Annotated in this window: 23 protein-coding genes; 1 reads left to right on the top strand and 22 read right to left on the bottom strand. The window is 34.4% G+C overall.

Translation table 11 applies throughout. The features are described 5' to 3' along the window. Window positions 1-34: 34 nt before the first annotated feature. Window positions 35-1,468: a Dyp-type peroxidase gene (locus LUU93_RS16410; protein WP_232682257.1), complete on the top strand. Its 1,434-nt coding sequence runs from the start codon at window positions 35-37 to the stop codon at window positions 1,466-1,468. Between the two features lie 98 nt (window positions 1,469-1,566). Here the strand turns inward: LUU93_RS16410 and LUU93_RS16405 are convergent, their stop codons facing one another. The 22 genes from LUU93_RS16405 to LUU93_RS16300 all read right to left on the bottom strand — a co-directional run bounded on the left by LUU93_RS16405 (window position 1,567) and on the right by LUU93_RS16300 (window position 24,382). Beyond that, on the bottom strand, window positions 1,567-2,184 hold the full coding sequence (locus tag LUU93_RS16405; RefSeq protein ID WP_232682256.1) for a hypothetical protein: 618 nt from the start codon (window positions 2,182-2,184) through the stop codon (window positions 1,567-1,569). Between the two features lie 175 nt (window positions 2,185-2,359). After that, entirely contained in the window at window positions 2,360-2,812 is a 453-nt protein-coding gene (locus LUU93_RS16400; RefSeq protein WP_232682255.1) for a hypothetical protein, read from the bottom strand. Window positions 2,813-3,222: 410 nt separating this feature from the next. Then, the gene (locus LUU93_RS16395) at window positions 3,223-3,426 is read right to left on the bottom strand and encodes a hypothetical protein (RefSeq protein ID WP_232682254.1); all 204 of its coding nucleotides are present in this window, start codon (window positions 3,424-3,426) and stop codon (window positions 3,223-3,225) included. Between the two features lie 18 nt (window positions 3,427-3,444). Then, window positions 3,445-4,845, bottom strand: coding sequence for an exopolysaccharide biosynthesis polyprenyl glycosylphosphotransferase (locus LUU93_RS16390; RefSeq protein WP_232682253.1), 1,401 nt, complete (start codon window positions 4,843-4,845; stop codon window positions 3,445-3,447). After that, a complete protein-coding gene (locus LUU93_RS16385; protein WP_232682252.1) occupies window positions 4,829-5,242 on the bottom strand; it encodes a VanZ family protein in 414 nt (137 codons plus the stop codon). The genes LUU93_RS16390 and LUU93_RS16385 overlap by 17 nt, the downstream gene beginning before the upstream one ends. 73 nt (window positions 5,243-5,315) lie before the next feature. Further along, window positions 5,316-7,655: a polysaccharide biosynthesis tyrosine autokinase gene (locus LUU93_RS16380; RefSeq protein WP_232682251.1), complete on the bottom strand. Its 2,340-nt coding sequence runs from the start codon at window positions 7,653-7,655 to the stop codon at window positions 5,316-5,318. Window positions 7,656-7,725: 70 nt separating this feature from the next. After that, window positions 7,726-8,499 (bottom strand): polysaccharide biosynthesis/export family protein, encoded by a 774-nt coding sequence (locus tag LUU93_RS16375; protein WP_232682250.1) that lies wholly within the window; start codon window positions 8,497-8,499, stop codon window positions 7,726-7,728. 121 nt (window positions 8,500-8,620) lie between these two features. Next, a complete protein-coding gene (locus tag LUU93_RS16370; RefSeq protein ID WP_232682249.1) occupies window positions 8,621-9,367 on the bottom strand; it encodes a glycosyltransferase family 2 protein in 747 nt (248 codons plus the stop codon). Window positions 9,368-9,563: 196 nt separating this feature from the next. Beyond that, entirely contained in the window at window positions 9,564-10,535 is a 972-nt protein-coding gene (locus LUU93_RS16365; RefSeq protein ID WP_232682248.1) for a UDP-glucuronic acid decarboxylase family protein, read from the bottom strand. Between the two features lie 7 nt (window positions 10,536-10,542). Beyond that, the gene (locus tag LUU93_RS16360; RefSeq protein ID WP_232682247.1) at window positions 10,543-11,361 is read right to left on the bottom strand and encodes a glycosyltransferase family 2 protein; all 819 of its coding nucleotides are present in this window, start codon (window positions 11,359-11,361) and stop codon (window positions 10,543-10,545) included. After that, entirely contained in the window at window positions 11,354-11,764 is a 411-nt protein-coding gene (locus tag LUU93_RS16355; RefSeq protein WP_232682246.1) for a putative colanic acid biosynthesis acetyltransferase, read from the bottom strand. The genes LUU93_RS16360 and LUU93_RS16355 overlap by 8 nt, the downstream gene beginning before the upstream one ends. Before the next feature lie 136 nt (window positions 11,765-11,900). Beyond that, the gene (locus tag LUU93_RS16350) at window positions 11,901-12,980 is read right to left on the bottom strand and encodes a glycosyltransferase (RefSeq protein ID WP_232682245.1); all 1,080 of its coding nucleotides are present in this window, start codon (window positions 12,978-12,980) and stop codon (window positions 11,901-11,903) included. Then, window positions 12,977-14,143: a glycosyltransferase family 4 protein gene (locus LUU93_RS16345; protein WP_232682244.1), complete on the bottom strand. Its 1,167-nt coding sequence runs from the start codon at window positions 14,141-14,143 to the stop codon at window positions 12,977-12,979. Before LUU93_RS16345 ends, LUU93_RS16350 begins: the two co-directional genes overlap by 4 nt. Further along, window positions 14,143-15,435: a hypothetical protein gene (locus LUU93_RS16340; RefSeq protein WP_232682243.1), complete on the bottom strand. Its 1,293-nt coding sequence runs from the start codon at window positions 15,433-15,435 to the stop codon at window positions 14,143-14,145. Before LUU93_RS16340 ends, LUU93_RS16345 begins: the two co-directional genes overlap by 1 nt. Window positions 15,436-15,448: 13 nt before the next feature. Next, window positions 15,449-16,693, bottom strand: a complete 1,245-nt coding sequence (locus LUU93_RS16335) for a glycosyltransferase family 4 protein (protein WP_232682242.1) — start codon at window positions 16,691-16,693, stop codon at window positions 15,449-15,451. Next, a complete protein-coding gene (locus LUU93_RS16330; protein ID WP_232682241.1) occupies window positions 16,690-17,772 on the bottom strand; it encodes a glycosyltransferase family protein in 1,083 nt (360 codons plus the stop codon). Before LUU93_RS16330 ends, LUU93_RS16335 begins: the two co-directional genes overlap by 4 nt. Before the next feature lie 69 nt (window positions 17,773-17,841). Beyond that, the gene (locus LUU93_RS16325) at window positions 17,842-18,699 is read right to left on the bottom strand and encodes a glycosyltransferase family 32 protein (protein WP_232682240.1); all 858 of its coding nucleotides are present in this window, start codon (window positions 18,697-18,699) and stop codon (window positions 17,842-17,844) included. Window positions 18,700-18,724: 25 nt separating this feature from the next. Next, on the bottom strand, window positions 18,725-19,696 hold the full coding sequence (locus LUU93_RS16320; protein WP_232682239.1) for a hypothetical protein: 972 nt from the start codon (window positions 19,694-19,696) through the stop codon (window positions 18,725-18,727). 6 nt (window positions 19,697-19,702) lie between these two features. After that, the gene (locus LUU93_RS16315) at window positions 19,703-20,713 is read right to left on the bottom strand and encodes an alpha-mannosyltransferase (protein WP_232682238.1); all 1,011 of its coding nucleotides are present in this window, start codon (window positions 20,711-20,713) and stop codon (window positions 19,703-19,705) included. A gap of 10 nt (window positions 20,714-20,723) precedes the next feature. Continuing rightward, window positions 20,724-21,650 carry a hypothetical protein gene (locus LUU93_RS16310; protein ID WP_232682237.1) on the bottom strand — a complete coding sequence of 309 codons (927 nt, stop codon included), beginning with the start codon at window positions 21,648-21,650 and terminating at the stop codon, window positions 20,724-20,726. Further along, window positions 21,643-22,941: a lipopolysaccharide biosynthesis protein gene (locus tag LUU93_RS16305; protein WP_232682236.1), complete on the bottom strand. Its 1,299-nt coding sequence runs from the start codon at window positions 22,939-22,941 to the stop codon at window positions 21,643-21,645. The genes LUU93_RS16310 and LUU93_RS16305 overlap by 8 nt, the downstream gene beginning before the upstream one ends. Then, the gene (locus tag LUU93_RS16300) at window positions 22,922-24,382 is read right to left on the bottom strand and encodes a nucleotide sugar dehydrogenase (protein WP_232682235.1); all 1,461 of its coding nucleotides are present in this window, start codon (window positions 24,380-24,382) and stop codon (window positions 22,922-22,924) included. Before LUU93_RS16300 ends, LUU93_RS16305 begins: the two co-directional genes overlap by 20 nt. Window positions 24,383-24,624: the final 242 nt, after the last annotated feature.

The raw sequence follows: 24,624 nt of genomic DNA, 5'->3' as shown, positions 1-24,624 counted from the left end.
GGCTGTTTTTTTCTTTAATTAAAAACTTAATCTTATGAATTATACACAAACGCCTCAGCCTGCAAAACCTGAATTAAATGATATACAAGGGCTTATCATAAATGGATATACGCATCCATGTTCAGTACATATGCTTTTTAAATTCAATCAGGAGGGTACTAATTTGAAATATATCAGGGAATTTTTTAAGGATCTGCTTCCGTATCTGCAAAGTGCAGAAGACTGGGGCGCCTTAAAGCCTGAAATCATGCTGAATATTGGTCTTAGTGCTATAGGAATTGGGATTGTAAAACCAGATCTTGATGTTCCAAACTCCAGCTTTCCTTCTACTTTTAAAAAAGGCCCATGGGATGTAAATAATGCACAGCAGTCACTGGGAGATTATGGCGCAGGCGATCCTGCTGAATGGTGGAATAAAAAGTTCAATAATGATGATGTACATTGTGTTGTGCATGCTTATGCAATGAACCCAGCTGCGCAGGAAAAAATCGTGGGCATTATAAATGATGCTGCTTTAAAAAGTAATGGAATGGTTACGGAGCTAAAGCCATTAAATTCAGAAAGCGGGAGGTTAGAGCAATATTTGTTAGTGCCGTCAGATTATATTCATTTTAGCTACCGGGATTCGATTGATGAACCCGATTTGAATGAAAATCCTGCAGGGAAAGACCAGCAGGATCTTAATAACTTTTTGATAGGTTACAGTACGCTCCCAAATCCAATTCCGGGTCCTCTTTCCGGCCCAGAAGCTGCGTTTGCTAAAAACGGCTGTTATAATGCGTTTAGGATTCTTTATCAGGATGTTGAAGCATTTAACAATTTTCTGGAGAAGCAGGCTGAAGTAATCGCACCGAAAATTATGAACACAAAAGAGTATACGGAAGAATGGCTTGCTGCAAAAATGTGCGGAAGATGGAGAAATGGTTCTCCGCTGGTTCTTTCGCCAGACAAACCTGAACATAGTACTTCTAAAAGTACCGATTTTGGCTATTTAAAAGATGATATGAAAGGGCTTAAATGTCCGTTTTCTGCACATACAAGAGTATCAAATCCGCGTGATGAAGGAGTTGATGTGGCTGGTTCAGATACTGTACCGCGTATTATAAGACGAGGAATGCCATACGGCCCGCCTTTATCAATTGACCCAGATGCCGACCGTGGATTGATTGGTTTATTCCTTTGTGGAGATTTAAGCAGTCAGTTTGAAACACTTTACAACTGGATTAACCTGAATAATTTTAGTGATGTTTTTGACCCTGCAGAAAATACACCGCAAGATCCTTTAGTTGCTAATCGTATTGTGCCTTTACCGGGCAATATTGATCCTAATTTTACAATTCCTATGGAAGATGGAAACAACATCGTTATTGATGGACCTCTGCCTCAATTTGTTGTTACCCGCGGAACGGCTTATCTGCTTCTGCCTTCTATTTCAGCACTTACGGCAATAGCAAATGGGGATGCTTAGAAATTGTGCTTATAATGACTAGTCCTAAATAATCAATACAGATTTATTAGACAAAAATATTTAATAGACACCTGCAATAAGTTTTTTGCAGGTGTTATTTATTTTAATTTTTCTCCCACTAAATATATGTCGGTATCATTTCTATTAAACAAAGTGATTCGGTAGATTCCTCCACCAACAGTTACGATTCTATAAACAAGTAACTCATTTAAATTCAAACCACCTGCAAAAAAAGTAGTGAACGCTCCTAAATTATCATTGAGAACTGCACTTACAGCGGTGTAATTATTTGTACCTGTATTATACTCCTCATGTCCAAAAATTGTAACAGCAAGCGTGCTGGCAGAACTGGATCGTACCTGTATATTCCCAGTAATCCCAGGACTCGTTTTATCGGTTCGAAACTGTATTTCCCCCAATGTTAACGTTGTATTCGCAGGAGTGTTGGCATCCAGAGTTGTATTTACCGACACTACCTGCGGGTATAATGCGGTAAAAACAACATCTCCTGCAGTATTTAGCCCTAACACCTTTGCCGGCGTATTTGAAACAGCTGCTGAATTGGAATTTAATTGAGTAAACCTCAATCCGCTTTCTCCAGTTGTACTGCTGTTTATTTCTAAAGTGTTGCCTGGAGTAATTGTACCTATACCTACTTGCGCATTCAGTAAATTACCGGCAAATAGTAATAATGCAATGATTATCAATTTTTTCATATTCTTTAATTTTCAAAAGATGATAATAATATAAACGCACAAAATTTAGTATAAATATAATGACTTCTTAGATAAATGGACTTATGTATCACTATTCCAATGCCAGACATAAAATAGACATAAAAAAAAACCATCCGCGGCGGCGGATGGTTTTTAACTTTTAATGATTTATAAATTACATCATAAAATATAGTGCTCTTTGCAATATTTCAAGCTGTTTTTCGATCCTATTGGATATTACAAATTTCTTATCCGGTAATTTTGGGATCAGGCTTGAAGATTTCTTAAAATTGAACTTTAAATCCTGTAAAACTTCTATTTTGGTTTTTGAGGCATCTATTAAAAATAAACCTTTGATTTCGCCTATTAACGACATACTATTGTAAAGATGTTTACTAAATAAACAAACCATAAAATTTGCTTTTATGCTCTCTAATTTGAAAAACTCTACAAGTTCCGAATACTCGTAGATGACAAATACGGAGTAATCATAATGGTTTGATTTATTCTCGTTTTTCAATAAAAAAGAGTCTTCAGAAAATTCGAAGTCATTTTTAAATTTTCTTTTAAACATCTTTAAAAAAATCCCTTTATTGTCCCTAACTAAAACTCTTTTTTTTCTGATCATTTCTTAAGAATTAGCATTTATTTTTTCTTATAAATAAATTATATTTAATAATACAGTGATAGAAAATTTCTTTTGGAATATAAAATCAGAGCCATTTTATATCATGAAATTTAAGACCTAAAATATTTAAAACAAGAAATTAAAGAGTGTCTAAAGGTAGTACGACAACAAGAATTGAGATAACCAAAAGGAATGAGCCCAATACAATATCGAGCTCATTTTTTTATCAAATTTGGTTATAAATTGTGTAAACTTTTGAGTGCAGTTTATTTGTAGGTGGTTCTTGGCATAAATATTAGTAAAGAAGTAAAAAATCAACGCTGCGGTTTCATTTCATAAAAAGGCAGCAGTCTTGTTGGTTTCTTTTTAAGCTGTAAGTGTTTGAGTTAAATTGTAAATTAGAAAAAATCTTAAATACCTGCGTTAAGCTTTGGAGTTTCTGCGGTACTTAAGTTTTTTAACTTTTTTATTTTATCATTCAATTTTAAAACCCGATCTAGTTGTTTTTGCTGAATCGTGTATTTGGTATAATATTTATACCATTCTTTTCCAATAAAAAAGGTTGTCACGGAAACTCCGGTGAGTACACCAATAAAATAATTAGTAATATCCATAATTTCTATTTTTTAAATTTAAAAAGCATTTTTATCCCCTTTCAAGGTTACAATAACGGTTAATAAGCAAATCTTAATATCAGTAATTAAACTCCAGCGCTGCAGATAATGTATATCTGTTGTAACGCGGCGTTTCATGTCGACGACTCTTTTAGTTTCTCCCCTGAGTCCTGAAACCTGGGCCAGCCCTGTAATTCCCGGTTTGACAAAATGACGAACCATAAAATTATTAATATGACAATTGTAATCTGTTGTGTGCTTGATCATGTGAGGGCGCGGCCCAACTATACTCATATTTCCCATCAAAACATTAAAAAACTGGGGCATTTCATCTAAACTTGTCCTTCGGAGAAATTTCCCAATTGGCGTGACCCGCGAATCTCCTTTTCTGGCCTGCTGGCTTTCGTCGCCAGAATTTATATACATACTTCGAAACTTATAACACCAAAAGGGTTCATTTTTTTTACCAGTTCGCAGCTGCCTGAATAAAACCGGCCCTTTGCTCTGTCTTTTAATAAGAATGGCTAACAAAGGATAGAGCCACGACATGATAAAAACAATGACCATTATACTAAAAACAAGATCGAATATTCTCTTAATTAATCGGTTATAGGCATTTTGTAACGGCTCAAAACGAGGTTTAATAACGTGAAAATTATTTAAATGGCTGGAGTTGAAATGCTTTTTTGAAATGGATGAAAAATCAGGAACAAATTTTAAACGCATACAATATTTATCGCCAAGCTCAAAAAAATAATTCAAATCTGAAATAAAATCCGGTTTAGATACAATATACAATTCATTAATATTCTCTTTTGATGCATTATGAATAGCTTCGGACAGGGCTTCGCTAAATTCTTCATTGCTTTTATAATCTGCAGTAGCATTTTCGTTGATAATACCCACAAATTGAATAAAAAAGGAATTATTTTCTAAATGAGACGCTAATTCGATACTGGTTTTATTAAATCCCCATATTGCAACTGTATATTGTTTAAAAACCCATCCTTTAATTTCTCCTATAACCAGTGTAAACAAGATTCTGGACAGCAGAAAATAGAACAGCAAAAAACTCAATTGAAATAAATTGGCCCGGCTTCCAAAAAAGTAAAGAACGTTATCCTGAAAAATAAAAATATAGCTGTGCCATAGGATTCTTTGTGTAAAAAAAGCACGCCAGCTGTTACGAAAAAAGTATTCCAGGCTAAAAAGAACATCTATTCTGTACAATTGAAAATAGGTTACAGAAAATAACCAGCTTAAAATTGTAATAGGGATCATTTTATCCAGAAACAAGGCATTCCAGCCAATCTTCTCTTCGCCTGCAAAATTCAAAAACACTATAGTACCAAGTATCATAGCGATCATATCTGCAATTGCACAGCAAATTATGAAGGTAAATTTATGTCTGTTTCGCATTTTTTAATTTTTTCAATAAATTGTAAAACAATCCTCCTGCTAAACTTCCTATAATTCCGTAAAAAACATCCATTAAATCGGGATTTCTTTTTTGAACTATAAACTGCCCTCCTTCGGCTATACAAACAATTATTGCTGCTATACCTATGTTTTGTATGAAATTTAAATTTTTGATTTGATTTATTTCATTTGAACTTTTTTGCTCATAGGCTTCTAACAGAAAACCAACGGCTAAAAAAGGAACAGCGGTACGCAGGTTGTAATAATGATTACTCCAATTCAAAAGCCATTTTGGCAAATAACTTTCGCTTCTTAAACCAGGATCAGGCAGCCAGGAAAAATAAAAAACAATACCAATAACTAAAAGCAGTATCAACAGAACTATTTTTTGCAGCATTTTACATTATTTAGTTTTCAGCAATGTGCTTTTTATTGTTTGAGGTAAATTTGCAGTAAGAAAAAACATAAGCTTAAGCTTCTTTTATTCTAAGACTTTTTTTGTACCAGGGTCTCTTTATTTTTGTTTCCTGATAGTGATATCCATAGTTGGGGCCGTAACCATATCCGTATGCGGTTTTCATATTCACTGCATTGATAAGAATACCAACATTTTTTAATTGTTCTTTTTTAATAAAATTATTTATATGAACTAAATTACTCTTATCTGTATAATCATATTTTACAACAAATACAGTAACATCAGCCAAATGGCTAAAATTGAGTGTGTCTGATACTATTTGTACCGGAGCAGTATCTAATATTATAAAATCATAAAGATCCTTTGCTTCTTCAATCAATACTTCAAAATTAGAATTGGTTATTAATTGAGAGGGATTAGGAGGAACTTCTCCTGCGAGCAGGATATCAAGGTTTTTAGAATAATTAGTATCTTTTTGCAGGAATTCTTTCCAGTCATCATTTTTATTCGCCAGATAATTGGTAAGACCTGATACGTTTTTATTGATATTGAAATATTCATGCAATTGCGGATTTCTTAAATCAACACCAATTAATAATACTTTTTTATTAAGGTTACTAATTGTTACAGCATTATGAAAAGCACAAAAGGATTTTCCTTCTCCCTGAATAGAAGAGGTAAACAGTATTATGTTTCCTTTGTCTTCCTTTTTTTTATGCAGCAGGTAACGTATGTTTGAAACCAAGGTACGTGTTGCCTCTGCTATTAATGAGCGGGAAGTAGCAGTGTTTTCTAACTTTTCATTAGTATTTATTTTAGGAATATGTCCCAGAATAGGAATATTGTTAATTACTTTTTGAATATCTTCTTCGTTATGTATTTTGGTATCAAGGTATAAACGAACATATATTATTCCGAAAGGCAGCAGTAAACCAAATAAAAATGCTCCAATCATAAATGATTTGGGCTGAGGAAAAATTGCCGAATAATTTGTTTCGGGTGCATTTAAGGTCTTTAAATTTGATTCTAAAATTGCTCCGTTCAAAACCGCTTCTTCCTTTTTTTGCAATAATGCCACATACGTTTCTTCTTTCATACTAAGATTACTATTGATGTTGCCCAATATTTTATCTTGTGTAGGAATGCTTTTAACTTTTGATTCGGCGATGCTTTGCTGCGATTTGTTGGCTATATTGGTTTGGTTTAAAAAGTTTAAATAACCTTCTAAACTATTTAATATTTCTTGTTTTTGAACCTTTAACTGGGTCATTAAAGTTATATAGGCCGGATTGTTTTTTTGTGCTCTCTGCAGGATCAGTTCACTATCCATAAGTTTTGCATTATAATTTAAAAGCATTTGATTGACTATCGTTGATTCTAAATTATAATTTGTTCCCAAAGCCTGTGCAGCATCAGATTTCCTGATATCGTTAATGGCATAATTGGCTAGTGAAATTTGTTTTTCGTTGAGTAAAGAACTTTCATTTTTCTGGCTCCTGTCGGCAGTTTTTTCGGCAATATAATTGTCCATTACCCCTATTTCATTGTTTTGCAGATATCTTTCTTTTACACTTTCTATGGAATCTTTTTCTTTAGTGAAACTTTTTATCCTTTGATTTAAATAAGCAACCGTATTGGTAAAGGTTTTTTGCTTGTTGATTACAATGCTTTTATCCAGTAAAACGATGATTTCATTTAATATTTTTCTTGAATGTACGGGACTTGAACCAATATGGTTTAATTCTATTGTTCCTTTTGACTTTTCATCGGATAAAACAATTAAAGATGACTTTAAATTCTTTAATGCAATATCTGTTGGTTCAAGACTTATTTTATATTCGTTATCGAAATAATAGGAAGGGTTTTTCTTTACTTTTGAAGCTAATTTAATTTTAAACGGAAGATCTTTTATTTCCTGGTCTCCTTCATATCCTTTAACTCTATAACTTTTTTCTGTATCTGGATTGGTGATAATAAATCCTGCTTTATCTATTTTAATTTCATACGAAACCTGCGGCAGCGAATCTTTAGCAACCGTAAGTTTTAAAATAAAGGGAACTTCATTTATATATTTATTTTGTATGGCATATACTTTTTCAAAATAACTCACATTTAGATTCAAATTCTTAACTACACCCAGCAAAAACTCATTAGACGTAATAAGCCTGATTTCATCGTCTAAATTATATTCATTACTTTTTTGGTCTGTGCTGATAGTTATAATTTTTGTTTTATCTTCTTGTTTTTTATCAATAAAGATCAAAGCCGAAGTTTGGTAAGTTGGCGGAACTATTTTGATAAAAATGAACGCCGCGCCTACACATAAAATTAAACTAAACAGGAACCAAGGCCAATACTTGAGATACTTTAAAAATTCTTTTTTAAAATCCATAATTATTCAATTAATTATACAACAGTATTTATAATAATAAGCATAATTTGAACTGCTCTTTTTTACTTTGTCATTGTGCAATAAGTAAAACGACTGCTAAAAGAGAAGCTGTTATACCCAATACTTGTATTGGATCTTTAATTAAACCACCGCTGTTTGCTTTTAGTTTATTGGGTTCTACAACAATAACATCGTTCTGCCTGATTCGAAAATTTGGGTTAGACATCCAGGAAGCTGTAGTCAGGTCAACATGATAAACTAAACGTTTTCCATCTACTTCTCTAATCAATTTTATATCTTTTCGAACTGCTGAATAGGTTAAGTCTTTTGCCAGTCCTATTGCATCGAGCAGGCTGATAGATTCTTCACTAAAAGGTATTACACCGGGAGAATTTACTTCTCCCAAAATGGTAAATTTATTATTGAGTACCCGCACCTGCACGGTAGGATTTACTAAATAGCCTTCACTAATCAAACGCTCTTTTATTTTGAGCTCTGCATTGGCCGGTGTCAGGCCTCCAACTTTAATTTCGTTTAAAATAGGCATGGTGATATTTCCCTGAGGAGTAACCAAATACCCCGTTAATTTCATCATTTCTACTGATGTTTGTCCGCCGGTAGTTCCAGCACTAATATTAAATGGCGCCGCTACCAGAGGGTTGATATCTCCTATGTCAATTTTTAAAATATCGTTGGGCTGTATTTTTGTTGACACATAATTTAAATTCGAATTTGCATAGCTGTCCAGATCTTGTAAATACAGCATTTCTTTCTTTGTGGTACAAGACTGAAACATCAATAAAAGCAATAAAATTATCGGAAGTAAAATTTTCTTCATGTTCATCGTAGTATGTTTTTAGTATTTTTTAATTACTCTAAATTCTATTGAAATAAAACTCACTTTTAAGTTATGTTCTCTCTCTCCTCAAAAAAAAATACTGATGAATCAATATTTATCCTCTTTATTAATGAACTATATACTGTCTCAAAGCGATACTTTTTTTAAGAAAGACAACCAATATTGCGGCTAAACCGTAAAACTTATAAATTTTATAATCTTCGTATAAAACTTCAAAGGCGCGTTTTAAACTGGTACTCATACCTCCCATTCTCATTTTAACGATATAGGCATCGATATAACTCATGTTTATTTTATGTTTGTATAAATAGCGGAGCAAAAATTCAGTATCAGATGCTATTTTAAAATCAAGGTTGTACAGACCATGTTTATCAATTACAGCTTTCTTTAAATAAACAGTAGGATGCAAAGGCAGCCAGCCTTTTTTAACTCTTTTAAGACTAAAAACACCTCCTATTCTATCGCGGACCAAACGTTCCTCTTTATCATTTGAAACATAAATTCCATCACCATAAACCCCATCTATATTGGGCTCATAATCAAAACGGGCTGCAATTCTTGTTATAGCCTTTTTGTCAAAAAATTCATCATCAGAATGCATTAAACCAATAACATCTCCCGTTGCCAATTGAAGCCCTTTGTTAATAGCATCGTACATGCCTTTATCCGGTTCAGAAATGTACTTGGATATCCTATCTCGATAAGACTCAATAATTTCCTGTGTTCCATCTGTAGAACTGCCATCGATAATGATGTATTCTATGTCATGGTAATTTTGCGCCAGCACACTTTGAATTGCTTTTTCTATCGTGGCTTTGCGATTGTAACACACTGTAATTATGGTAATTCTCATAAATAATTATATTTTTAAGATAAAAATTTCACATAATTCCCATATAAAACTAAAACAAAAGATTTCTACTAAAAAAAGTTCTCGATGAACCGCCTCAATTGTCGTTAAAACCATTAAAAATCAAAGTTTTAGCTTAAAAAAGCCTGTTTTATTTCCTTAATAAGGAAATTAAAAAAAAGAAAACTCTATAGATAAATTATTCTACTTTATAAAAAGAAACCCTCTTTTGATTTAGCAATAGTTCGTCAAAATAGTTAATAGTAGCAACCAAACCTTCCCGCAGTTGTATTTTGGGTTCCCAGCCATTAAGTTTTTTGTGAGCCAGAGAAATATCCGGCTGTCTTTGTTTGGGATCATCCTGCGGTAAACCGAGATGAATAATTTTAGATTTTGAACCAGTTAATTCAATAATTGCCTGAGCAAGTTCGAGCATTGTAAACTCATTGGGGTTCCCTAAATTTACCGGCCCTAAAAAATCACGATCTGTACCCATCATCCTAATCATGCCTTCGACTAAATCATCAACATATTGAAAAGAACGGGTTTGCAAACCGTCTCCAAAAATGGTAATATCTTTTTCCTGCAGTGCTTGTACAATAAAATTAGAAACAACTCTCCCATCTGACGGATTCATGTTTGGGCCATAGGTATTAAATATTCGGACGATTTTAATGGCAACTTTATTCTGGTTGTGATAATCCATAAATAAAGTCTCGGCGCAGCGTTTTCCTTCATCATAACAAGAGCGAATGCCTATTGGGTTTACGTGTCCCCAATAACTTTCCGTTTGAGGATGTACCAAAGGATCGCCATATACTTCACTTGTACTGGCCTGAAGGACTTTGGCTCTGACGCGTTTTGCTAATCCCAGTACATTAATTGCTCCCATAACAGAAGTTTTTATGGTCTTTATTGGATTGTACTGGTAATGCACCGGAGATGCCGGGCAGGCCAAGTTGTAAATCTCGTCTACCTCAGCATAATAAGATTCTGTTATGTCGTGTCTTACCATTTCAAAATACGGATTATCGATTAAATCAATAATATTAGATTTAGTTCCTGGAAAGTAATTATCGAGACAAATTACCTCGTTTCCTTCATTCAGTAATCTTTTGCACAAATGTGAGCCTACAAATCCGGCTCCTCCCGTTATCAATATTCTTTTCATGTTAATTCTATTTATTTTTGATTAAATCAATTTTAGTTTGAATTTGAAAAAAGTAATGTGACTTAAAACGTGCCAGATAAAATCCTTCTTTTCCATCTAAAAAACCAAGTTTTAAAAAGTAGGCTCCCAAAAAGTAAACGACAGGAAGTAATCCTGTATTAAGAAGACCGTATTTAATTTTTTGATTTAAGGATAAAAGTGTGTTCTTAGATTTTTTCAGCTGTAAATATCTTTGGGCTTCCCAGGTAGAATAAGCATTGTGTTTGTCTATATAATGCTCTAAATTTTTAAAATCTTTATGAACAACCTTTGCTTTGATAATGCCTACTTTACCTTCTATAACCGGGTGTTCATGTACTTCCATATCTAAATGACTCCACAAATCTTCCTCTATTTTTTCGTAAGCCCCTTTTGATTTTTTAAAAAGTGCCGACTTTTGAAAACCATATCCGTATTTGAGTTTTCTTCCCATAAAATAGTTTTCAAAACGTATCGTGAAACCGTTATAAGCGGGATCCTGAATTTTATGCTCTATTTCGGTAACAAATTCATCGGTAACAAATTCATCGGCATCCAGAAACAAAATCCATTCGTTGAGAAGGTTTGCATTTTGCAGCGCCCAGTTGCGTTTTTTTGGAAACTTACCGTTCCATTGAAACTGCAGTACTTCGGCTCCCATAGCCGATGCAATAATTGCAGTATCATCAGTACTGCCTGAATCAACAACAATTATTTGAGAGAATCGCTTTAATTTATCCAGACAAAATGGTAAATTTTTAGCTTCGTTTTTAACAGAAACGATTACGGAAATTGGAATTTTATTCAAAACTTCTAAATTTTATTAATTTGGAAGGGTTTCCTCCTACTATAGAATTTTCCTCAACATCTTTAATAACCACTGCACGTGCTGCAACAACAGAATAATTTTCTACAGATACGCCGGGTGCAATAAAAGCATCAGCAGCAATCCATACTCCGTTTCCTATTGTGATTGGTTTTAATATTAGAGGAAAATCTTTTTTAGTATAATCGTGGGTAGAGGCACATAAATACGCTTTTTGCGATATTACCGTATTATCCCCAATGCTTATTTTTCCCTGATTATAACAATCGACTTTAGGCCCCAGGCTGGAATTTTTGCCAAGCTCTAAATTCCATGGAGCCCATACTTTTACTGAGGCATAAACATGCGCTGACCATTCTATTTTTGCACCGAAACATTTTAGCACCAAAACTCTCCATGTTTTAAATAACCGGGAAGCAAACGGGCGAAATAAAATTAACCGTGCAAAATTCCAGATCAATCTTGAAATTTTGTTTTTTAAACTAAAAGAATGACTATAAGCAGCTAAATCCAAAATAGTATCAATTAAGTATTTTTTTATACAAGTCGTTCATTTGATTTGCAACAGCTTTAATTTCATATTTTTCTGCTACAAGTTTTCTTCCTTTTCTGCCCATATTTTGTAATTCATCGGCAGCGGTATTAAGTACCTGCGTAATGATTTTTTCGAGATTTGAAACAGATAAGTTTATCCACCATCCACATTCATGTATTTCTAAATCTTCCCAGGGTGTATCCTGTGTTGTTATTACAGGAACTCCTAATGCCAGGGCTTCTGCTACTACAATCCCAAAATTTTCGCTATGGGTTGGCAGTACCATTACATCTGCAGATCGTAAAAAATCCCATTTATCATTACCATATTTTGCTCCTACAAAATTTACATTTTTTAGATCTTTGGCACTTTTACTTAAGTGTGCTATATAATTTTCATCGCCATGTCCTGCAATTTCAAGCTGCCATCCGTTAGTATTACAATGGCGCCAGGCTTCAAGCAGTAATTCAATGCCTTTTTTAGGATGAATTCGGGATATAAACACCATTTTTTTTGTTCCATAATGCTCTTTAATTCCTTTAACATCGTTTAAATCAATACCATTCGGAATTATGGAAATAGGTGGTTTAAATCCTAAATACTGAATATTCAGTGCTTCCATTTCAGCAGTTGTATGTAAAAATGAGGCTCTTTGAATGGCTTTTTTTTGATACAAAAACAACCCTAATCTTTTCTTCCAGGAGTTGTGAGCCATAATCCAGGGTTCTAACATTCCGTGTGGGGACAGTATTACTTTAATTCCCACTTCCTGAGCTATCTTTTGAAAACCCCAGTTTTGAGGGCTCCAAATACCATTTATATGAACTATATCTGGTTTTTCGGCAAGTAAAAAGGTTCGAAACTCTTCGAGCATAGAAAACCATCTCAGAATACCTGTTTCAAAAAATTTAATTCTAACACCCGGGATATTTATTGGGTGAGAAGTTTTTTTTGTTGCCACAATTATTTCCATATGGGTTTTTAATGCCGTACTTAATAATCTCATATATTCTGTAGTTCCTCCTCCTCCCTTATCAATTCCTGCAATAAAATGGATTACTTTCATACAATTTGATTAATTTCTTTGTAAATAACTTCAACAGCATCAAGAAAATACTCTGTAGTAAATTTTTGCGACTGGGTAAAAGATCTTTCAATCGTTTCTGTTTGCTGAGGTCTGGATAATTTCAATACTTTTTCTATTGTTTTTGCTCCATCCTCTTTCCATTGCTGCCAATGTGATGCATCTGCTGGTTTTTTATCGATATAAAAAGCAGCCATTCCGCCTACTTCATTCATCGGAGCTTTATTGGTCGTAATCACCGGACATCCTGAAGCCATTGCCTCAATAATGGGCCAGCCAAAACCTTCGTCCAGAGACGGAAACAATAAACAAATTGCTCCGGAATAAGCATTATTGACATGTTCATCTGATAGATTCGTGATAAAATGAATATCATCTTTGAATGGTGATTTCTTGTGCAGAATAGTCAATTCTTCTGACGGTTCTTCACCAATCAAAACCAAGGGTATTTTTGTATTGTATAAGTTTCTCCAGGTTTCATAAATTTCCAGTACGCCTTGTCGGTTTTTGTAATATTGGTTTCCGCCAATATGCATAATATAACCCTGAGATAAAAGTATATTGAACTTTGTTTCTAATAAGTCCCGAGAAGATTCTCTTGGCAGGGAAAAAAAAGGGCGGTTTAAACCGTTATAACATACTTTAGAATTAGCAATTTCTCCCAAATGCAGTTTGTGTAAATCCTGACGCGTTTTTTTTGAAATGGAAATAAAATTTTTTCCTTTTGAAAATCCTCTTCTTATATAAATTTGATACAGCCTGCCTGTAAATGATGTTGGGTTTTCCGGTATCATTCCTAATGCCGATTTTAAAGCTAAAAAATCATGGCAGTGCACTACGTGTTTTCTGTTTTTTACCAGCGGTACCCACGGACCAAGAGCCTGATCTGCAAATACAAAAAGGGTATCTTTTGAGGAATTTCGCAATTTTAATTTTACCTCAATTGGAAATACAAAATACTGATCGATATAACCCAGCCATTTTTTAAAAGATTTCATTAAAGGCAGCTTATAAAATCGGGCTTTAGGACTCCATACAGCTACTTCATGTCCTCTTTCTTTCATTCCGTTCAGCAGCATATTGGCATAGCGCGGCATACTTTGATGACCTAAAAACGAAGGATGCGTAAAAAGTACTATTTTCATCACTCTGTTTTCAAATTGATGTTTATACCAGCCAGCAATAACCCTGCAGCAATCACGGCACAGCCCAGCATACTTGGCTGAGCCCATTGTCCTTGGGTGATTAAAAACAACGCAGTTCCGCAGAATGTCAGGGGCAGCAGTTTATAGTTTCCCGGTAATTTTATAGAACTGTAAAAAAGTCCAAACGCTAAAACCAATCTCAAAACGACAAGGCCGCCTCCTAAAATAAGACCCTGCTCGCCGCCCACACGATTTAATTCGCCTTCTGAAACTAAAAATTTTCTCTGTCCTGTCAGCAGCTGCGCACCTGCATTGGTTCCCATTCCTAAGTTTCCTTCAAATAAAGGCGCTTTTAATAATGTCGTAATAGGTTCTGTAAATCCGTTTATGGTTCGCATCACAATAGATCCTCCTTCCTGTCCTTTTGCCGTATCTACACGGCTCATAAAAACCTGTGTCCCCAGATTAAAAATTGATGTAGTTCTTTGTAAAACAATAAATAAAACCAGAATGACTAAAACAGTAGAAATTAACCGTATTAATGATTTTACACTGGTTGCAGATCCTGCAAAAGCAAAAAAACCAACTAATAAAACGCCTAACACCGCTGTTCTGCTCACGGTTAAAGGCAAAGCTATTATTAAGGCGATAGTGCTGGAGATAAGCAGGATTTTGGAACAGGCTTCTTTTGACAGCCAGAAATAAAATACAAATACAGAAACCAAAATGTAGAAGGCAGATAATCCTGTTGTAAACGAAAATGTTCCCGATGGTCTAAAATACCCCATTGCACCATCAAAACCAGCACTTCCTTCTCCGCCTAAACCCGTATTAATATATGCCGTCTGCGGACTTGTAAATTGAAGATAAATAATCAGGGTCATTAAAATATTGACTGCCAGCATTACCCGTCCTGTTTTAAGAATATCTTCTTTCTTAAAAATGGCTCCGATTATAAAAATCAACGGAAAATGAATGAGCATAATCCTTGCTCCATAAAGACCAACGAAAAGATTTCCGTGTCCGAAAGTAAGCGTAATCGCTAAACCCAATAATGTAAAAATGGAGCTTAAAACTACATAGCCATTTATAAATTTCACATTGAGATAAAAAGCTCTTATAATAATAAAAATAGCAATTGGGTCACGCACAATTAAAAGCGGTGTGGCCAGACTTGGCAAAATCCATTTACGAAGAGCACCTTCAAAAATCCAAAGTAAAAAATACAGCCAGATAGCAATTTTTAAGGATTTATATGATTGTTCTAAATCTTGTACTTTTGCTGTTTCCATCTTTTCTAATTGTTTACAAAATCTTTAATGAAGAAAGGGCATCGGCCATTTCTTTTCCATAAACTGACCAAGGTCTGGTTTGCGCTTTGTTTTGAGCCGCAAGCCCAAATTGTTCCAATATTTCCGGTTTTTCAAGTATTTGAGTAATGACTTCTTTTATGGCTTTTGAAGATCCGGCGGGAACAATCCATCCGTCTTTTCCGTGTTCTATTAAATCCGGGCCTGCGGTACGATTGGTTGTAATAACCGGAATTCCCTGCGACATGGCTTCGGTAATTACCAAACCAAAACCTTCAAAAAGAGAAGGAAAAACAAATATGTCATGTTCGTACATACACTCTAAAACCTCATCGTGAGATAATGATGGAATCCAGTTGTGTTTTTCTAAAGCCTGATTTAATGCTTCGCAATTGGATACTGCTTTATGTCCTACAATTGTCAGTTCTACTTTATCCTGCATTTTTTCGACTGCATCAAATAAATAGGATATTCCTTTTCGCTGCGATAAACCTCCTATGAATAAAATTTTTAGTTTTCGATCCAAAAGAGGCTCGTAGTATTTTTTTCTGGTAACTGTCGGAAAACCGTATGGAATTACTTTTATTTCGGGCAGGTTTCCTTTATAGTTTTCTAATGTTTTTTTGGTAAAACTGCTGGCGACGAAAATTACATCTGCCAAAGCTAATTCTTCATCTTTTTTGCTCAGTTTCCCTAGTGAATCATTGAAACCAAGCAGCGTATCTGACCAAGCCGGGTTAATGTCAAATTCTTTCTGCATTAATAATCTGGCACTTTTCCAATACCCAATTGGTAAATCATAAATACAATAAAGCCCTAATTGTTTTGCTTTTTTGAAAGTAGATAAAGCTCCATCTTCATATGCATAAACTCCTAAAAGGTCTTCTTTTTTTAATTCGGCTAAATTATCAGCAACCCATTTATCATGTTTTTGATAGACTTTGTCAATACAGAAAAAGCCTTTTTCGTGTGTTATTAAAAAATCTAATTTGAATTTTGAGGTTAGTAAACGTCCGAATTCAAAAAAGGGTCTTGATCGTGTGTATGGCTGCCAGGTTTCGTCTAAACTTCTTCTTTTTAAATCTTTTAGTTTCGGATTATTTCCAAGCTTAAACAATAACTGTCCGGGAAATATAGCAATTGAAGTAAACAGTTTAAAAAGCTGCTGTTCTTTCAATAAACCTGTTACGAGATTTTTTGAATTTGCGTTTAAAGTTGGATGTGAAACCAATAATTTCATACTGCAGAAATTGAATTAATAAACTGCACTGCTATATTATTTAAATCAGAAACCTCAACGTTTTGCGGCGTTATATTCAGATTATTTTTCTCGTATTTAATAATCTGCGGAATCTCATACTGTCCTTTTGCTGGAGTCCAATTTCTTGAAACACAAATCGTATTGATCTGATGTTCTTTGTACGCTGCAAAAACACCGCTTTTTTCTGTTTGGAAATACGGAGTTGTTGATATTCCAAAATCGCTGTCTCTCAAAACCTGTGATATTACTTTTTCAGATTGTACGCCAAGAATTTCATAAGTAATATTATAATTGTCTAATATGGCAGTATAATTAATTAATTCCGGACCGTTTTTACCGATGAAAACAAATTTTATAGGTTTCTCAAACTTATCTGAATTATTGCTTAAATCTTTAATAAAATCTTCAAAAGGGGCTCCGTTATGAATGGTGCCAAACAACACAAACTGAGCAAATTCTATTGGTTCTTTTTTCTCCGCTGTTAACGGTATATTACCGCAAATGGGCAAAACTTCTGCCTTGATATTATGGGATTGAAGAAAGAACTGATACAGTTTATTTTGGGTATTTATAGAATGTGTTTTTGTATTTTGAACAATTTTTTTGGCGATTACCTGCTGTAATTTTCCAATGCATTTGTGTTTAATGGAAGACTCGATATCAATTCCAAGCCATAATTCATGAAACATAATATGCCATTTATGATTTCCTCTAATTTTTTTTAAATATGAAGGCAGCCAGAAAGGCAGTCCTTTTGGGTTGAAGCTGTAAGGAACGTATTGCAGTGAAATCCAGTCGGGTTCAAAATCTTTTAAAATACTTTGCAGCCAAATTAAACGCTGTTTGTTTGGTGCAGCAACCGGGATTCTATGCACGATTACAGGAGTTTCTTCTACAACCTGAGTTTCGCTTATAAAAGAAACAGCTTCGTGATCGCATAAAGATAAAATCTGTGCTTCATGACCGGATTTTATAAGTTTACCACATAAGCGGCGGGTATAATCGCCTACACCATCGCTGCCAATTTCTGCAGAGCCGCAAATGAAGAGTATTTCCATTTCGAGATTTAATTATTGAATTTTATATGGGAGGTTTTTTCGTTTTTCGTTAATCAAACTGGTACAATTTCAGTACAAAATGGATGTGTTTTTTGTTATAATTGTTTTCAGGTATTTTGATGTTCGATACGTTTTTTTAACACTTTTATCAATAAAATTGACGACTGGAAATAATCTGGGGTAATGATTCCGGACTAAATGCAGGAACTTTTCAATGCCTTTTTTTCCGCGCCAGCTTCCGTTTATTAAATGGATTGCGTAGGATCTTCTGTCTAAATAAATAGAATTCCCTACGAGAATATTCGCCGGAAGAATCAGCATATTTTCTCTTAAAACTTGTTCTTTATTTTGATATGTATAACCATATTTTTCGGCAACCGGAGTTATTACAGAACCTATTATCACTTTTTTTAAATTCATAGTTCCATCCTCACCAAATAACTGCAGGTTTTTATATTGTTCTAAACAATCTTTAACATACGGATGATTTGGTACCGATGCAAAAATTGCTCCCTGAACCGCAAATCCTGTAATAGTTTCGCCGTTTACAGGTAAATAAGAAGCGTTTAACTGTTTAAGTCCGCCAGCATCTTCAAACAAACCCGGATGTATTTCGTGAGCGCTGAAAAAATCATAATCAAACCAGGTTTCCTTAAATGGTTTTAGTATTTTAACATCTGAATCTAAATACAAACCGCCTTCGGTATATAAAGCGTATAGACGAACGTAATCTGCTGCAAAAGCCCATTTCTTTGCCTGAAAAGCTTCTTTTACAAAAGGAATCGAATCAAAATCAAAACTATCTTTATTCCATATTCGTAATTCAAATTCAGGCAGGTGAATTTTCCAGGTAGCCATACATTCTTTTATAAATGGCGTATAATCTTCACCACTAAACCAGCAAATATGAATTGTTTTTGGAATCATAATTTTTTATCCGTTTTAAAAAAATTTACACTTTATAGAATCTTCCAATAACTTTGGCTACTTTAATACCTATTAATTTTCGTGTAATTTCCCATTTAGAATGTGCCAATATGGGTTCACTACAATATTTCCAATAAATAACATCTAAATTTCTAGGGATTTTTCCCTGAGCGGCTCTTAATAAATGGTGTGCTTTCCAGGGTTTTGGACTTCCCATTCCGTGTGACATTGTTGAATCACCTTCAGAAAAACCCATTCCTTCTTTTCCAATATAACTTACAGGGTCATTATAAACTTCAATCGCTACATTTAAAGCATCCTGATCCGGTTTATCAAAAATCTGGAATCCTTCTCTTTTTAAAACCGTTGAATTATAGGATTGATTCAAAAAAATAGAATTCTCTAAACCTCCAATTGCAGGTCCCATAAGTTCCTGCATTTGAACCCATAAATTTAAAAAAGAACTGTTTTTTTTAAGAAGTCCTACAAAACCGGCATTTACATAAATGGCATTTTTAAAGTTTAAATCGATATGGTAGTGTTTGTAATAGTTTTTCCAGCCTTGCCGCCGGGGATGAAATTCCTGCAAAGGTGAATTAACATCTTCGCAAAGTGCAACACCGCAGTTTATCCATTGTTCGTAGCAGGTCCATGAATCGTTTATCACAATATCGGGGTCAAAATAAAACATTGCGTCTGCTTCTTTTGCGGGGCCTTCCCAGAGTTCAAGCATAAAATCTGGTTTGTAGTTTGCCATATTATAGTTGGTCACTATTGGCAGAAAAATTAGTTTTATGTCCTGTATCGGAGTTAATATAATGGCTTCTTTCCATTTACCAATTGTTTCCTTTTCACCTCTTAAAACCCAATTGGGCAATCTGCCTCGATAACCCACATAAATATCGCCTCTAAATCCGTTTTGATATAGTGAATTAGAAAGTGCAGCTACACCAAAATGGTAGTGCCCCTCGAAAATAGTGCATACTGCTGCATTCATATAGTATTATAAATTTAATATGCGTTTAAGTCTTCTTGTTACCCGTTTCGATTGGTTCCTGATATAGGTAATGTAAAATAAATCAGAGCTTTGTACTTTGTATAAACTCATCATTCGCTCTTTATCAGTCTGGCTGGAATACATTAATTCGTCTATCGGTTCTGCTCCCAGACGGCCTCTGCCAGAATAGTGTAAATGACTAATGGGTACATTTAAAGCCGGAAATGAAGATTGTTTATTCACAACTATTTTAGATTCTTCAGACAATTGAGAATACCAAATTTTGTATGAGTCTGTGTTTTGTTTGTACCCGCCTTGAATGGCATGAATTAAATCTAAACTATTGGTATAATCTCCAGACCAGGAACTGAGCCAATTATATGGAGGTTTGCATAAATTGAGTAATTTCCATTCTCCAAGTAATGAGGCGATATGCAATAAGGACTGGTCGTGTTTTTTGGGAATTTCAGGATTTTGTCTGAACCATTCTACAGCAGTGTTCATATCTGCAATCATTTTTGAACTTTTTCTTACCAGTATGTGTCCGGCTGTAATGGCTGAATTTAAACTGTCTTTCCCAAAGTTTTCTTTTATTTTTTCGGGCTGCAGATAATTGTGTATGCCGCAGGTTGTGTATTCTGTATCGGCGTGAACTAAATCATGTCCGTTTGCAAATTCAAACAAACGTTCCCAATTCATTAGCGCCACGATATCATTATCGGTATAAATAAATTCGTCCCAATCTGAAAAGAATGCTAAAAAACGGTATAAAAACCCCATTGGGCATTCTGTTAAAACGCTTCTCAGGTTTTTTATAAAACTTCTGGCTTCTTCCGGAAAATCTTCTACGGTTAAAAATTCAACTTCATTTAAGATATATTGAGAATTTACTTTTTCTCCTCCAAAATGAATTAGCCGAATTGGTAATGTACAGCCGCTTTTTCTAATGGAATAAATTAGGTTTTCGCTGTACCACTGACTTTTTAAATTGGCCACTAAAACAATACCTTTTTTCATCTATATTGGTTTATAAGCTTAAATGCCATTTATAATTTTTCTGCCACATTTTATGGCGAACCGGCCCTGTATAATGCCGAACGGCCATTTGTTTTGGACTGAATAAATACGAAAAATCAAATTGATCGCCTGAATCTAAAATGAAGGTTTTAGGTGTTAAAGGCATATAGGAATTATTTTTTAGCAAATGGTGATAAACGGTTTGCTCGCTAAAATATTCGTAGGTGAAATTATAGGTTTTAAAAAAGTCTAAAGATTCTTTTATGTTCTTAAAAGCTTCATTGGCAAAAATAAAACCGGAGTTTACCTGATATATTTGTTCTGAGTTTAGGGCTTTGTAACGGCTGTCTAAACATCCCCAGCTTACATCTGGCATATACCAGCCGTTTGCTTTGGGTTTTTCTGTTAGTATTAGTTTTAAAACATTGGCGTGTTCATAAAACAAAATATCTGAGTCTATGAATAGTGTTGGTTTTTCGATTGGATGATTTAAATAGTAAAACAGTTTTTTGCCTAATGGATATTTTTTAGCATAATCGATTAAATAGTTTTCATAAGGTTCTAATTCTGCTTTACATAAACCTTTTAAGGATTGTATTTCGTTCCAGTCGAGTCCTTCGGCTACTTTTAGGAAATCAAAATTGCTTTCGAGTTGATTTATTTGTGCCTGAGTATGTGTGCCGTCTGAATATAGGGTCCATTTAATTGGTTTTCCTACGTAGCGAATAAAAGATAAAACAGACAAAACCTGCTCGTGAAAATCATTGAATGAGGAGAAACTGGCGACCTCCATTTCGATAGTTTTTTTTTTACTGACTTGGTTTACCAAATGGTATAATCCTATTGCTACTTGTCTGGCAAACTTTTTACGGTTTACTTTTCCTTTTGCTATGGTTATTTTTTTAGTAAGTCCGCCTTGACCTGGTAATTTATTCATGTTTTTTTGCTCTAATTATTACTAAAAAACTAAATATATAATTTACTATTAATGAAAGACACTGGTTGAAAATACTGTAGTACAAAATGCCTCGAAGCTTTGTTAAATCCCAAATAAAATAAGCTGGTATGACGGTTCCTAAACTGAGCGCAATTACAAATACTGGGTTTAAAAAATGTCCTCTGCTGCCTATCAAATTACCACTCATTGCAGCAATTAATCCGATGCAGTTTGATAACATAATCAAAAAAAGTTCAGACGATAATGAACTGTAAGAAGCTCCTAAAAGCCATAACATTGGAGCAGGAAACAGAAATACAATGAGCATAATAAAGCCTGCTGCCAAAAAAAGGATTAACTGAAAAAATAAAAAATATCTTAAAAGAGTTTCTTTGTTATTTGTTAATCTTGAAAAACGAGGTAAAAATAAGGTACCTGATATAGTGGTAAAAAAAGCCATGAGTGCCGCAAACCTGCCCAAAGCTCCTATACTTGCCAAATCAGTAGAATTGCCAAAAACAGATAATATCCAAATTACGATTTGTCCTGATAGTGCATAAAATATAATATTGGGCAGGATGCGGGTTACGATTCTTAATATTTCTTTGCGAATTACAGGATCTGGTTTTTGGTTACTGTCGACAAACTTTTTATTGATTATTTTGAGTTTAGAATTACCATACATCTGCGGAATTCCGGAAGCCAAAATAAGGACGAAAGTCCAGGGGAAAATAAATATCGTTAAAACGATTAAAACCAATCGTCCAAAACCAACTCGTAATTGATTTTTTTGCAGGCTCGAAATATCCTGATGTAATTTGGGTGTAATTTCTAATAAAGAATCTGATAAAGCCGCATAAAAAGCTGGAATTAATGATAGAAAAATTAAAACTGCCGATAACCAGCCTGCATTGTTTTTTAATAATAAATAAATGATTATGGGTGTAGAAACTGTTAAAGCTATAAATGCAAATTTCTTTCTTAAATCTAAACCCGTCGCCAAAACTTCCCCCAGCTTTTGAGGATTTTTCCATACTTTGCCGCTCAGCGCCATGACTCCGTTTGAAATACCAGAATCTGTAAACATGACTAAAGTGCCTAACATGGTATTGGCGAGCGTGTATAAAGCGTATTCCTGAACTGGCAGCATTCTGACAATCAATATGCCAGACGCAAATCCGGTTATTTTTAATATTACCTCTGTACTCCCTACAATCGAAACTAACTTTATGAAATTTAAACTTTTATCGAAATGCTGGTGCTGTTTTATTTTATCTAATGACCAATTCATTTACTAGTTTTAATTTATCACTAAAAGAACTATTTTTTCCAATTCCTTTCACCTGAAAACCTATTGCTGCTAATTTTTTAAAATCCAGAATATTACGGCCGTCAAATAAAAAAGCGGGTTTGTACATATTGTTGTAAATACTTTCCCAATCGTAGGTTTTAAATTCATCCCATTCTGTTAATATCGCAGCTGCATGAGCCTGATTGAGCGCATCAATGGCTGTTTTGTAAACAGAAATCTGATTCAGTTTTGATTTGATTTTCTCTTCAGAAAGTCCTTTCAATTCCCATAGACAAAGCATATCGGCTTTAATTTTTTCTTCAGAAACTTTGGGATCATATACATGAATTTCTGCTCCGTCTTCGATCAAATGCTCTGCTACATAAATCGCTGCAGATTCTCTGGTATCATTGGTATCTTTTTTGAAAGCCCAGCCTAAAAAAGTTATCTTTTTTCCACTTACGGTATTAAAAAGAGAGCAGATAATATTTTTAGCAAAACGGTATTTTTGGTAATCATTTAGAATAATAATCTGCTCCCAATAATTGGCTGCTTCCGGCAGATTAAAATAGCGGCACAAATACACTAGGTTTAAAATATCTTTTTGAAAACAAGATCCTCCGAATCCTACCGAAGCTTTCAGAAACTTAGACCCAATTCGGCTGTCAGTTCCTATGGCTGCTGCCACCTCATCAACATCGGCTTCTGTCGCTTCGCACAAAGCAGATAATGCATTAATTGACGAAATTCTTTGTGCTAAAAATGCATTGGCGGTTAATTTTGATAATTCTGAAGACCAAACATTTGTGGTTAAAATTTGTTTCGGCGAAAGCCAGTGTGCATAAATATCAACCAGAGCCTGAATGGCTTTTTGACCGCTTTCGGTTTGATTTCCTCCAATTAAAACTCTATCGGCATTAAATAAATCTTCGATAGCAGTTCCTTCGGCCAAAAACTCGGGATTAGAAAGTACTTCAAATTTAACACCGTTGCCGGTATGATCTAAAATAGTCTGCAAAGTTTGAGCTGTTCGAACGGGAAGCGTTGATTTTTCGACTATAATTTTATCATTTTTGGCTATTCTGGCTATTTGTCTGGCACATAATTCTACAAATTTTAAATCGGCTGCCATTCCCTTGCCTTCACCGTATGTTTTTGTGGGCGTGTTTACGGCTATAAAAATCATATCTGCGGCATCAATTGCGGCATCAACATCGGTTGAAAAAAACAAATTACGTCCTCTTGCTTCACGAACTACATCTGCAAGTCCGGGTTCGTAAACAGGAAGTTTATCTAAATTTTCTTCGTTCCATGCCAAAATGCGATCTGTATTTAAATCTATAACTGTTACTTTAATTTCGGGACATTTCAATGCTATAACAGACATTGTGGGCCCTCCAACGTAACCGGCCCCTAAGCAGCAAATATTTTTGATTTTCATTTAGTTCGTTTTTTTGGGAAGTGTTTTTTTTTTTTTAACACATAGAGACATAGTTTTTCAGAATCTTTAGAAAGACTACAAAAAAACTAGTTTCTAACACATAGTTCTCACTTTTTGTCATTCCGAGAAACGAGGAATCACACAAGTAACTCCGCAACAGCAAGTCGCCAACCTTTGTCGATTCTCTAGTGCGATTCCTCGTTCCTCGGAATGACAAGATTGTGCTGTCTATGTTTGTTAAT

The sequence above is a fragment of the Flavobacterium soyae genome, assembly GCF_021245985.1.
Lineage (GTDB): Bacteria > Bacteroidota > Bacteroidia > Flavobacteriales > Flavobacteriaceae > Flavobacterium > Flavobacterium soyae.
Note: the sequence above shows the minus strand (reverse complement) of the source record. Positions and strands in the feature narration are given on the sequence as shown.